The sequence below is a fragment of the Nesterenkonia halotolerans genome (assembly GCF_014874065.1).
In the GTDB taxonomy this organism is placed as follows: Bacteria; Actinomycetota; Actinomycetes; order Actinomycetales; family Micrococcaceae; genus Nesterenkonia; species Nesterenkonia halotolerans.
Map to the genome: position 1 here is coordinate 562,644 of NZ_JADBEE010000002.1, position 12,429 is coordinate 575,072.

Annotated in this window: 8 protein-coding genes and 1 pseudogene; 3 read left to right on the forward strand and 6 right to left on the reverse strand. The window is 68.5% G+C overall.

What is annotated here, in order from left to right:
- Window positions 1-79: 79 nt before the first annotated feature.
- Window positions 80-1,219, reverse strand: a complete 1,140-nt coding sequence (locus H4W26_RS12850) for a sensor histidine kinase (RefSeq protein ID WP_192592593.1) — start codon at window positions 1,217-1,219, stop codon at window positions 80-82.
- Entirely contained in the window at window positions 1,216-1,926 is a 711-nt protein-coding gene (locus H4W26_RS12855) for a response regulator transcription factor (protein WP_192592594.1), read from the reverse strand. The genes H4W26_RS12850 and H4W26_RS12855 overlap by 4 nt, the downstream gene beginning before the upstream one ends.
- 496 nt (window positions 1,927-2,422) lie before the next feature.
- On the opposite strand from H4W26_RS12855, the gene H4W26_RS12860 reads away from it, so the two are divergent.
- The 3 genes from H4W26_RS12860 to H4W26_RS14075 all read left to right on the forward strand — a co-directional run bounded on the left by H4W26_RS12860 (window position 2,423) and on the right by H4W26_RS14075 (window position 8,467).
- Entirely contained in the window at window positions 2,423-6,700 is a 4,278-nt protein-coding gene (locus H4W26_RS12860) for a DUF4011 domain-containing protein (protein WP_192592595.1), read from the forward strand.
- 923 nt (window positions 6,701-7,623) lie between these two features.
- Entirely contained in the window at window positions 7,624-8,268 is a 645-nt protein-coding gene (cpaB, locus tag H4W26_RS12865; protein ID WP_192592596.1) for a Flp pilus assembly protein CpaB, read from the forward strand.
- Window positions 8,240-8,467, forward strand: coding sequence for a hypothetical protein (locus H4W26_RS14075; RefSeq protein ID WP_318779896.1), 228 nt, complete (start codon window positions 8,240-8,242; stop codon window positions 8,465-8,467). Before cpaB ends, H4W26_RS14075 begins: the two co-directional genes overlap by 29 nt.
- Window positions 8,468-8,481: 14 nt before the next feature.
- Here the strand turns inward: H4W26_RS14075 and H4W26_RS14080 are convergent.
- The 4 genes and pseudogenes from H4W26_RS14080 to H4W26_RS12885 all read right to left on the reverse strand — a co-directional run.
- Window positions 8,482-8,622: pseudogene (locus H4W26_RS14080) on the reverse strand (FmdB family zinc ribbon protein); the annotation flags it as partial.
- A 75-nt stretch (window positions 8,623-8,697) separates the two neighbouring features.
- Window positions 8,698-9,369: a 5-formyltetrahydrofolate cyclo-ligase gene (locus H4W26_RS12875; protein ID WP_192592598.1), complete on the reverse strand. Its 672-nt coding sequence runs from the start codon at window positions 9,367-9,369 to the stop codon at window positions 8,698-8,700.
- Between the two features lie 10 nt (window positions 9,370-9,379).
- On the reverse strand, window positions 9,380-10,594 hold the full coding sequence (locus tag H4W26_RS12880; protein WP_192592599.1) for a hypothetical protein: 1,215 nt from the start codon (window positions 10,592-10,594) through the stop codon (window positions 9,380-9,382).
- A 91-nt stretch (window positions 10,595-10,685) separates the two neighbouring features.
- A complete protein-coding gene (locus tag H4W26_RS12885; protein WP_318779886.1) occupies window positions 10,686-12,416 on the reverse strand; it encodes a dolichyl-phosphate-mannose--protein mannosyltransferase in 1,731 nt (576 codons plus the stop codon).
- Window positions 12,417-12,429: the final 13 nt, after the last annotated feature.

Here is a 12,429-nt window from a genome sequence, read left to right on the forward strand (position 1 = left end):
GAGCCGCGTGTGCTGGTTCGCACGCAACCATTCATACTAGCCAGCGGCACTTCTGGGGGTGCGCCACAGACATCCTCCTTCACTGAACCTTCATAGTGTCGGTCGTGTGTCGGGGGAGCTTGACGGTGAAGACCGCCCCTGTGTCGGGGCCGTCACTGTGAGCGCTCACGGTGCCGGCATGTGCCGTCACGATGGACCGCACGATCGCCAGGCCGATCCCCGAACCGCCGTGGCTGCGGTCCCGGGCGGTGTCCACCCGGTAGAAGCGTTCGAACAGGTGCGGCAGATGTTCGGCTGCGATCCCGTGGCCCGAGTCTTGGACGTCCAAGGTCACCGACGTGTCCGTCGCCTCTGCGCGGAGTGTCACGGTGTCGCCCGGGTCAGTGTGCTGAAGGGCGTTGTCGAGGAGGTTGGTCAGCACCTGTCCCATGCGGTCGGCATCGAGGCTGAGCTCGGCGCGGCGGGAATCTTCGTCGGCGCTCACACGCAGTTCCACGCCGTGGTCCTGATAACGGCTGCGGGTCTGCGCCTCCGCCGTGGCGAGGAGGTCGCCGATCCGTGTCGGCGTGGGATGCATGCTCAGCCGGCGCTCCTCGGCCGCGCTCACGAGTGAGATGTCTTCCGCCAGACGGGTGAGACGTTCGGTCTGTTCGCGAAGCATGACCAGCGTCTCGCCGTCAGCCCGGGCCACGCCGTCCTGCATCGCTTCGAGGTAACCGTCGAGCGTGGCGACGGGGGTGCGCATCTCATGCGCCAGATCAGAGAGCATCCGGACGCGGGTGCGTTCGGTCTGGTCCAGGTCGCCAGCCATGGCATTGAATGCGCTCATCAACTCCGCAAATTCGACCCCTATGCCGCCTTCGGGGACCCGTGCGGTGAAATCTCCCTGGGCCACTCGTGTGACGGCCGCCTGCACCTCACCGATGGGGTGGACCAGCCTGCGGACCAGGAAGAACGTGACGATCACCGAAGCTGCCAGAGCCACCGCCAGCGCGAGAGCCAGTGTGGTGGTCCAGGCCGTGTCGAAGGCCTGCTCCGCATGAGTTACCACGTCGGAGTCGGGGGCGACGGGGCTGACCATGAGCATATGGTCATGGAAGAGCGTCGGCCCGATGATCAACGCGACGATCCACGCCGTCACCGCTGCGACGCAGAGCACCGCGAGCAGTGCTGCAAGGATCCGGGTTCCGAGACCGAACCTGCGTAGTCGGCGGATCACCGGGCAGCCCCCATCTTGTAGCCGACTCCGCGAACGGTATGGATGAATTCCGGCGAGGCGGGGTCCTCGCCGAGTTTTCGTCGAAGGTGCCCGACGTGGACATCGACGAGGTGCGGGTCACCGAACCACTGATCGCCCCATACCTTGTTGATCAGGTCTCGGCGGGAGAGCGCCACACCCGGTTCTGAGAGCAGCGCGGTCAGCACATCAAATTCCGTGCGCGTCAGGTCCACCGGGTCGCCGCGGAGGTGGACCTCGCGACCGGCCACGTCGACACGGAGATCCCCTGACTCGAGAAGCTGCGTCTCCCCGCTGTTCGTGCGTGGCCGCCGGAGCATGGCGCGGACCCGCAGCATCAGCTCTCTCGGGCTGAACGGCTTGGACACGTAGTCATCGGCGCCGACGGAGAGGCCGATCAACCGGTCGACCTCTTCCACGCGCGCCGTGAGCATGATGATGTAGCAGTCGGAGAACGTGCGGATCTGGCGGCACACCTCGACGCCGTCCATGCCAGGCAGGCCCAGGTCGAGAATCACGACGGTCGGGTCCTGCTCACGCACCATCGCCACAGCCCGCGCCCCATCCCCGGTGGAATCGACGATGAGCCCCTCACGGAGGAGATACTGTCCCACGAGTCGCACGAGGGGTTCCTCGTCGTCGACCACCAGGACGTTGATCTTGGCGCTCTCGCGTTCTGCAGCTCTCATTCTCTGATCGTAGATCAGCAAAACCCGGTGCTGCCGGGTCGTAGAGGGTTCGGCTAAAGGTCCTCGGTCATCAGCGGAGGTCAGTCAGCTCGGTTCGCTCCCACTGCTCATCCTCTTCCCGCGCACCGTCGGGAAGGTCAGTGGTCGCAATAGTGTGCTTCAACTGATCCAAGCGCAGCCTTCGATCTTCGGAGGCCGCGAGATTCGCCAGGTGCGCCCCCGAGAGTGAGCCATGATCGCGCGGCCTGTTCCTTTCAAGCGATCACGCAGTTCACCCGAGTCCTTGATCATCGTAGTCATACTCAAAGTATGCCCACGTTGAACTCCGTGCGACACGGCTTCAAGGTCAGGCTGAAACCCTTCGCTCCTTGCGCGCCCACGCTCATTAGACTTCACTGCATGTAATTATCGGCGACCCTCGAGCCTCCCGATGGAGGCGAGGGGCCGGGCCCGAGCGTGAGTTCGTCCCGGAGTGGGGATTGTTGGAAGGTCGTCTGTGAGCAAAGAACCAGCCGCTGAGGAGTCGGGCCGCCCGCCCGAGAATGAGGCCGCGGACCCCGTGGTCGAGCAGCAGCGCCCAGACACCCCCGACGACGACGCCCGCCCCGGTTCCGCAGAGCCTGCGGTGACGCAGGGTTCCAGTGAGGTCAATGGTGCGGCCCCGCGGGGTGGTGCTTCAGGTTCGGCCGATGCGGCTGGCTCATCCGGCTCTGCTGGCTCGCCGGGTTCACCTGATTCGCCCAGCTCGCCGGATTCTCCCGATTCGCCAAGCTCTCCTGGGTCACCTTCCTCGGCAAACTCGGCCGATTCCGCCGGGTCAGCGCCGTCGGCTGACTCCGCCGGCTCTCCGGACGCCTCCCAGCCGGAAGCCGAGGACACCGACGTCGCCGATGACGCGGAGACTGATGACACGGAGACCGCCGCCACCTCCGATGGCCGCGACCCGGTCGCCGCCTGGCTGGAATCCGTGGGCTCGGGCACCGAGAACGACACCATGCTGCGCTTCGCCCCCAGCCAGCACAACGCGATCGATCTCACCGACGCCAACTCCTCCGGCATGATGCAGCTCATGGCAGGCCGCAAGACCCGGCTCTCCACACTGCTCAATGACCCCGCAGCCTTCACCGTGGGCAAACAGGCCGCCCAGGGCATCCGCTCCAAGACCCGCGAGATGTCCGAGGAACGCGGGATCGACGTTGGTTTCCTCGCGGCCGGCATCGCGAGCTGGACCGAGGACGCCGGCAGCGGCCCCTCGGGGGAGCAGTTCACCGAAGACTTCACCGCGCCGGTGATGCTGGTCCCGATCACGCTGCGCCCCCGTGAGGAGGGCAGCGGCGACTTCGAGATCCAGTTCAGCGCCCCCGCGAGGCTCAACCCTGCGCTCATCCGGCACCTCGCCGCCCGGCACAGCACCCACCTGGACCCGGTCGAGTTCCACAACACCGGCTACGTCACCGCCCGCTTCGATCCCAACCGTCCCGCGGACATGCTCGCGCGCATCGCGGGGGAGGTTCCGTCGCTGGGCTCGGTGCAGGTGTGGCGCCAGCTCTACGTCTCCACCTTCGCTGACCTGACCTTCCTGGGTGACCCCACCGGGCTGGAGCTCGATCACCCGGTCATCCACGCCATGGCCTCGGGCAAGCAGCTGGGCCAGACCCGCGCCGTGCGCGCCCTGATGGACCTGCCGCCGGTGGACGAGCGCGAACCGCGCGACGAACGCCTCGTGGCCGACGCCGACCCGCACCAGCAGGCTGCCCTGGACGCGATCCTCGCCGGGCAGTCCACCGTCGTCTCCGCTCCTGCCGGGACGGGTCAGACCCAGACCGCCATCAACGCGGCCGCTGGCCTCGCCTGGCAGGGCAAGCGGGTGCTGGTGCTGGCAGAGCGCACCGCCACTCTCGAGCAGTTCAAGGACCGGCTCTCCGAGGTCCACCTGGGCACCCTGGCCGGAAACATCTCCGCCGCCGCCACCCCGGAGGAGATCCGCGACCAGCTCATCCGCGCGATCCGCCGCGCCGAGCGCGCGGAGCCCCCGCGACTGACCGCGCTGCACACCCGGCTCAAGACCAGCCGCCACCAGCTGGTGGATCACGTGAAGTCGCTGCACAACGTGCGCCGCCGCTGGGACTGCTCGCCCTACCAGGCCATGCAGGCCCTTGCCGCGCTGACCAGCCTGAACCCCGCGCCGTCGACCTCTGTCCGGCTCAAGCGCTCGGTGTTGGACAACACCGTGGACCGCAGCCAGATCACCGTGAAGCTCAAGCGCGCCGCCGAGCTCGGCGCCTTCTCCGCCGAGACCCGGGACAGCCCCTGGTACAACGCCCGGCTGTCCAACCGGCAGGAGACCCGGGACGCGATGGCCCTGGTCAAGGAGCTGCGCGATGACCTGCCGCAGCTGCGTCGGATGATGGTCTCGGCCTGCCAGGCCGCCGGCATCACCCCCGGAGACACCTTCAACGACTGGAACCGCCAGGTGGTGCTCTTCCAGCGCGTGCAGGAATCGCTGGGCAAGTTCACCCACGACGTCTACGCCCGCGCGGTTGATGACCTGATCGCCGCCACGGCTCCGGGCTGGTGGCGCCGACAGAACAACGTGGAGATGACCTCGGTGACCCGCTCGCGACTGCGCCGGGTGGCCAAGGAGTACGTGCGGCCTTCCGTGGCCATCGGGGACCTGCATTCCTCGCTGATCGAGGTGCAGAGCGAGCGCGAGGAGTGGTCCGAGTGGTCCATCTCCGGCTCCGCGCCCAAGGTGCCCCACCGGGTGGACCGGCTCACCAACACCTTCGGTGAGGTGCAGGGTCGGCTGCAGCGCCTCGATGAGGTGCTGGAGACCGGATCCCTGGCGGACATGCCGATCGAGAAGCTGCTCGAGACCGTGGAGACCCTCGCCGGGGATGAGAAGCCGCTCGAGACGCTGCCCGAGCGCACGCTGCTGGGCGAGCAGCTGCGCGAACAGGGCTTCCGCGACCTCATGGAGGACTTCTCCGCGCGGGAGATCAGCGCGAATGTGGTCGCCGACGAGCTCGAGCTCTCCTGGTGGCAGTCCGCGCTGGAGGCGATGATCTCCGGGGACGACTATCTGGCGATGACCACCGGGGAGAACCTGCGCAGCATCGAGGAGACCTTCCGCGAGGCCGACGCCGGGCATCTTGAGACCAGCGCGCACCGGTTGGGCCACGCCCTGTCCGTGCGCTGGAAGTCCGCCGTAGAGGCGCATCCGCAGGCCGCGAGCCGGCTGCGTGAGCTGCTGCGCAACGCGGCGCCCACCATCGAGGGCCTGGAAGCGATCAACCCCAAGCTGACCCAGCCGCTGGTGCCGATCTGGACGACCTCCCCGCTCGGCCTGGGGGAGCAGTTCCCGTCGGACTACAAGGCCGACGCCGTGATCCTGCTCGACGCCGAGTCCCTCGCCGTGCCCACGGCGCTGAACGCGATCACCCGCGCAGGCCAGGTGGTGGCCTTCGGTGACCCGGTGGCCGGCTCGCCGACTCCGTTCCACGTCTCTGCCGATCCGGTCGCGCGTGAGACCGAACAGCACCGCCCGGCGTCGATCTACGCCGAGCTGGCAGCCGTGCTGCCGCTCTACGCGCTGCGCCAGGTCCACCGCGGGGTGGATCAGGAGCTCACCGGGCTGCTCTCCACCGCGCTCTACGACGGCGAGCTCACCCGCCTGCCCGACGCCGCGCAGCTGACCGGGCAGAACCGCCGGTTCACCGTGGAGCACGTGGCCGGGGTGCCGGCCGGATACCGCGACGCCGTGGAATCACCCACCGGCGAGGTCAACCGGGTGGTGGACATGGTCTTCGAGCACGTCAGGTCCCGGCGCAGCTCCTCGCTGGCCGTGATCACCGGCTCGGAGTGGCATGCTCGACGGGTCGCCGACGCGATCCGGCTGAACCTGGCGAACCACGCTTGGGCCAAGCCCTTCTTCGCCGACGGCGCTCACGGCGAGAGCTTCGTGGTGGCGCCGGTGGAGCGCGCCGCCGGGCTGGTCCGCGACGACGTGATCTTCAGCCTCGGCTTCGGCCGCTCCGTCAAGGGCGAGGCGGCGACGCACTTCGGGGAGCTCTCGGAGCCGCGGGGCCGCGAGCACTTCGCTGTGGCGGTGACCCGGGCACGGGAGCATCTGCGCGTGGTGACCTCGCTGAGCAGCGCCGATATGGACCGCCCGGCGCTCACCGAGGGCGCGCGCGAGATCTATGACCTGATCAGGCTGGGCCTGGAGGGTGCGGGGAACCCGACGGCCTCGGCGCAGCTGACCGATCCGCTGGTGCTGGACCTGGTGGACCGGATCCGCGCTCGCGGTGGACGGGTGGAGGACGGGTTCCGCGGAACCCTGGACCTCGCTGCGTGCTCGCGCAAGGCCGCGCCGGACACCCCGATGGTCCCGGTGGCGATGGTCTCCGACGGCACCAAGCGCTACGGGGCAATGTCGGTGCGCGAGCGCTCGCGGCAGCGTCCTAAGGGCTTCGAGGAGCTGGGCTGGAGCTACATGGCGCTCTGGACCATCGAGGTCTTCTCCAACCCGGTCCGCTGCACCGAAGCGGTGGCCGAGCAGGTCGGCCTGGCCTCCGGTCCGGAGTTCGCCGAATCCGGTCGCATCACCGTGCACACCGCCGGGATCACCCCACGCGGGCGGCGCTCACGGGAGACCGAGTCCCGCAGCGACGGCATCCGCTTCGGCGGGGCGGCCGATATCCAGGACGAGGATTCGCACCGCAAGTCCAAGAAGTGGCTCTCGCCGCGGGAGCGCGGGGCATGGAAGGAATAGCCGAGGGCGAGGGCTCTGGCGGTTCTGGGCCTATGCGGGGCACTGCGGACTCCGGCGATTCTGAAGCTGCCGGGACTTCCGCTGGTCCGGGTGCTTCCGGGGTGAGGCGCAAGGGACGACGCCGCGTGGTCGCCCCGCCCACCTCAGGTCAGTCTCACGAGGTCGAGTCCAACTTCTCCGATCCTTTCAGCGTTCAGGACAGCGATGCTGGTTCCGCGGGATCGGCCTCGGGATCGACGCCGGGGTCCGCGCGGGGTGCTTCGAGGATTGCTTCGCAGGCTGGGAAGACCGGGAAGACGGCGACGTCGGCGACGGCGGATGCTGAGAACTCGGACGCGCAGAAGCGTGCGTTGAGTCCGCACGAGCAGTGGATCCTCAGCCAGCGCCCGCCGCACTGGTGACAGCGCGCAGGCCCGCTAGGGCTAGGTCCCGGTGCTCTGCGCGCGCGGCGGCCCATTGGTGCCCGACTCGCCGATCCTAGGTGTCCAGTTTTCCTCAGGGGCTTGTCACCCAGCGGGGAAGCGGGACTTCTGCACAGTCTCGGGGAGTAGAGGCTGGCCTGTCTGGGGTGCGGGCATCCTGATCTCATGCCGACGCGTCCAATCCTCGAGGAGTCCTCCGGGCCGTTCCTCCCGCAACGCCCTCGCCGGTCGCGGCGAACTCCGCAGTCACCCATCGTTGGTCGAGGTACCCCGGCGGGGTCTACGAGGACCGCTCCTCGGGAGCCCAGGCACCAGATACCGCCGCAACGACGTGAGCTGCGACGCCCAGCCCAGGGCACGTCACCTCCGGGCACGCCGTCTCGGAGCACCCACCCCAGGGGGACGGCGCGTCGAAGCCGCAACAGACCCCCGCGAGTCAGCCGAAGACTGCACGGCTCTGCGCTTCCCCGATTGCTGCAGCGGTTCCGCATACCGCTTGCAGTGATTCTCGGCCTGGGCGCGGCGGCGGCCGCCCTGCTCACCAGCGAGGAGGGTCAGCTGGAGACGGCTCTTGCGCTGCGCGTCAACACCGACGTCGCTGCGGGAGAGCGGCTGAGCGCCGGGGTGGTGGAAGAGGTCTCCGTAGATGAAGCGGCCGTCCCGCGGGGATACAGCGCAGATATCGACCAGGTGCTCGGGCAGCAGGTGGCCGTGCCGCTGCCGGCCGGGGCGCTGATTCATCCGAACCAGCTGGTCGGGCCGGGGCTGCTGGCCGGTCAGGACCCGGGCACGGTGGCGGTCCCCGTGCGACCAGCAGATCCCGCGATGATCGGGCTGCTCACTCCGGGTCAGCGTGTGGACGTCCTCGTCTCTTCCGACACCCCGGAGCGCGGGTCCTCCTCTGAGCCGGTGGCCACCGCGGCACCGGTGCTGTGGACTCCGAAGGATGAGTCCGAGAACTGGCTGCCGGCCGGCGGAGAGGCGGGGAGCGTGGTGATTCTGGCGGTGGATCTAGCCACCGCAGAGTCGATCGCGCAGGCTACCCAGGAAGGTCGGCTGCACCTGAGTCTGCGCAGTGCGCGGGTGAGCGGTGCAGAGGCAGGTCCCGCAGACTCGCGTGATTCCTCAGCTGGAGGAACTCGATGAGCTGGAGGAACCTGACCCCGAAGCTCCCGAGCTCGAGGAGCCCGCGCCGGAAGTGGCCTTGCTCGGCGCCGAAGATCCCGAAGATCCTGATGATCCCGACGAATTCGAGGACCCGCCGGAGGACGAGGAGCCCTCCGAGCTGGAGGTCTTGCTGGACTCCGAACCGGCGCCGGCTGCCGCGCGGGAGTCGGTGCGGTAGAAGCCGGAGCCCTTGAAGGAGACGCCGACGGAACCGAACTTCTTGCGCAGAGTGCCCTCGCACTCGGGGCACACGGTCAGCGAATCCTCGCTGAACTTCTGCACGATGTCGAAGGCGTGGCCGCAGTCCTTGCAGGCGTAGGCATAAGTGGGCATCGAGTTCCTCAGAGGTAAAAGGTGTCGCCCGGCTGGATAGATCGCCGGGCACCAGGCGTCATTGCTGACAGTCGATTATAAGGGCCCGATCGTGATGGCCCCGCGTTCGGTGACGATGGCGTCCACGCGGAGGTCGTGCGCCTCGACGGGAAATGAACCGGCGTCGAAGACTTCTTCGGCGTGGACCACCGAGATGAAACGAATAGATGGGAGATCAGCGTGTACTTCTCTGCGGGCCGAACCGGTCGTCCCAGGCCCAAAGGTCGAGTCATAGAAGCCGCCGCCCTGACCCAGCCGTGCGCCGTCGTGGTCCACGGCGAGTCCCGGAACCAGCACCGTGAGCCCGTGAGGATGAAGACCTCGCAGCTCTGCGGTGCTGATCCGCTCCCCGAGGGGCTCCTCCATCGGCAGAACCGCGTGTCGGCGCAGTTCGCTCTCTGCGGTCCAATGGACCCACTGGAGCTCGCGGAGCCGAGGGTCCTGCTGCTGCGCCGGATCGACCACTGGCAGGAACACCGAACCTCCGCGGAGCAGATGCTGGCCGAGGAACGGCCGCACGTCGGGTTCACCCGGAATCGGCAGGTAGCCCGCGACAGCCGAATCTGCCGGAATCTCGCCCACCAGCACCCGCGCCACCTCTTCGCCGCGGGCGGCGAGCTCCTGCGCGCTCAGCTGCCGACGGCGGGCGCGCAGCCTCCGCCGCACCGCTGCCTTGGCGTCCTGGGAGGGTGTGGGGGACGGGGTCATGGAGAGAGTCTCAGTGCGGCTGCCGAGCCTGGACAAGATCGGCGCGCAGATGTTCTGCTGCGTCGGCCAGGCTGGGGGAGAAGGTGTACTGGCAGCTCAGCCGCAGCAGGGCGCTGTGCTCATAGCTGGCCAGCGCCTGGGCGGAGACGCCATTCCGATAGGCCGTGTCGTTGATCAACTGGGACACCACCGAGCGCTGCTGCGCGTCCCACAGCCCACGGATCTCGTTCCATCGTGCGCAGGCGCGCAGCGACCCGAGATCCAGCGCAGGATCGGCCCATCCGGCGGAGGAGACCTTCAACAGAGCGGGGCCGAGGTCTGCGGACCAGAGCAGATCCTCATCGCGAAGGTGTCGATGAGCGGGAATCAGGCGGCCCTTGGGAAGCTTCGCCAGTGACTCGCAGGCGGCGTGCACGGCCTCCTGGAAGAGCTCAGCCCCCATGATGTAGGGCCGGGTCTTCTCCTCCCAGCGCTGGAGTCGATCAACCTCCGCGGCGGCGTCGTGCACTGGGGTGCTCGCGGGAAGTTCGCCTGGGTGCTGGATCGCGGTGGACCAGGCATCGAGTGCCTGGTCCCAGGCCTCTTCCCATTGGCTCGGTCCGAAGCGTTCCGGACGGTGCAAAGAGACTCCCGGCAGCGCCTGGAACGTCACCGTGGAGTCGTCTTCGGCGACCATGCGTGGAAGCCGGAAGGGGCCGGCAAAGGCCTGCGCGTGCCGCATCCCGGCACGCAGCGTCTGCGCCTGGCCGGGAGGGAGGACCACCGTGTAGGTCTCATCTGCGCTGTCGGAGCGACCCTTGCGACTCCGTGTGCTGTGCCGCACCACCGCGCGCTGGCCTGGTTCGTGGGCGATCACGGTTCCTCCCCGGGCGGCGTCCTGCAGGGCTGGCAGCTCAGGGTCGGTGCCGTCGGGGAACAGCTCCACGTGTTCGGTCGGTCGGGCTAGATCGGCGCGCTCTTCGATCCAGAACCTGCCCGCACGTCGCGCGCGGCGGGGCAGATGAGTCCCGGCGGAGGTTTCACTGGTCCGCGAGTCGGTGCCAGCGGCCATACCGGGATCCTCAGAGTCGGCATCGGCGGTCTTCGCGTACTCATCGGGCACAGAGGCCACTTCGACGACGAGCATCTCGGCCCGGCCCGCGACGGGCCAGGCGCGCTCGACCGACCAGTGGCGGCCCTCCGCGGCGAGGGTCCGTGACGGCAGCGCAGAGACAGAGAGGGCCATGTTCGAAACATTCCTTGTCGACCGGTTCGGATGAGCCCAGCTTATGCTCCGCCCTCCTCCTCGTCCCGCCGAACGGCCGGTCAGCCGGAGATCAGAGCCAAGATTCGATCCAGATGCGCATTCGCCACTGCTCGTAGGGGATCATCTCACCCGTCCAGAGCGGCAGAAAGAACACGGAGGCCGCCACGCACAGCAGCACGAAGCACAGCAGGATCACCGTGTTGCGCTGCCGGGCTGCCACGATCACCCCGGTGCCACGCCGGGAGCCGTCGGCACGCTGCGCCCCCGTGCCGATGCGCAGCACCAGGGCCGCCACAGCCGTGATCGCCAGGATCAGGAAGGGGTGATAGCTGATCGTGTAGAAGAAGAACATCGTGCGGTCCGGGAACAGCAGCCACACCAGGAATCCCGCCACGAACCCGGAGAGAATCGCACCGTAGCGCCAGTCCCGCCGGCCCAGCCACAGGGCCAGCACGATCACCACGGCGATCAGCCCGGCCCACCAGATCAGCGGGTTGGCAAGGTCCAGCACGGCTGAGGAGCACGCAGACGCGTGGCAGGTCTCTCCGGTCTGCGCATAGACCTCGCCTTCCGCGATCCCGTCGTAGTGCATCGATACCGGACGGCCCATGAACGGCCAGGTCCAGGGCGATGAGGCGTACTCGTGCCCATTGCTGAGGCCCTGATGAAAGTCGGTGGCCGAGACGTGGTAATTCCACAGCGAGCGGATCGGTCCGGGGACCAACCCGGCGAGCCCTTCGGCGGGGTGGCTCAGGTGCCACATCCGCCCCCAGCCCTCCCGCGAGAACAGCCAGCCCGACCAGCTGGCCAGATAGACGGCGGCCGCCACCGGCAGCACGGTGAGAACCGCCGGGACCGCATCACGAAGCAGCCCCACCCGGAACCACCGGTCGACGCCCGCGGCACGCCGAGCCTGCAGGTCCCACAGGATCACCATGACGCCGAAGACCGCGAAGAACGCCAGTGCGGAGAGCTTCACTGCGACGGCGGCGCCGAGCAGCACGGCCGCGAGCAGCCGCCACGGGCGCAGCGCCAACCGTGGCCCTGGGCCGCTGGGCGCCACCGCCCACTCGGCCAGCCGCCGTCGTCCGCTGTATCTATCAGCCACCAGGGCGCCGAAGGCGGCCAGCACGAAGAACATCATGAAGATGTCCAGCAGCGCGACCCGGCTCATCACCAGGTGATGACCCTCGATGGCCGTCAGCATCCCGGCGAAGGCGCCCAGGAACACCGAGCGGAACATCCGCTGCGCGATCACCGCGATCAGCAGCACCGCCAGCGTGCCTGCCACGGCCGCAGAGATCCGCCAGCCGAAGGCGGAGTCGTATCCGAAGACTCGCAGCCCGAGCGCGATCAGCCACTTGCCCAGCGGCGGGTGCACCACGTAGGCGGCCTCATCGGAGGGTTGGGCGTTCCCGCTGAGCCACGCCTCATCGGCGTCTTCGGCCCATTCCAGCTCGTAGCCCGCGGTCAGCAGCGCGAACGCATCCTTGGCGTAATAGGTCTCATCGAACATCAGCAGGTGCGGGGTGGCGAGATCGCGCAGCCGCAGGATGCCGGCGAAGACGGCGACCAGCGCCGGGAGGATCCAACCCCAGATCCCGGGGCGGTAGGGTTCGGCGCCCAGCCGGCGCTGCATCCGGCTCAGCGCGGACGCCCCCGCGTCTGTCGTGCCGGAGGTGCGCCTGCCCAGTCCAGATCTGCCCAGCCCAGATCTGCCCAGTCCAGACCCGCCTGCGCCGGGCTCGGCGGTCTCACCGGCGGGGGCCGGGATGCGGCGGGCAGGCTCGGCGGAGGTCACTATGGGTATGCTA

Excerpts from the sequence above, each read along its gene's own strand:
- H4W26_RS12855 (WP_192592594.1), bottom strand. The coding sequence starts at position 1,926 with ATGAGAGCTGCAGAACGCGAGAGCGCCAAGATCAACGTCCTGGTGGTC.
- H4W26_RS12880 (WP_192592599.1), bottom strand. The coding sequence starts at position 10,594 with ATGGCCCTCTCTGTCTCTGCGCTGCCGTCACGGACCCTCGCCGCGGAG.
- H4W26_RS12875 (WP_192592598.1), bottom strand. The coding sequence starts at position 9,369 with ATGACCCCGTCCCCCACACCCTCCCAGGACGCCAAGGCAGCGGTGCGG.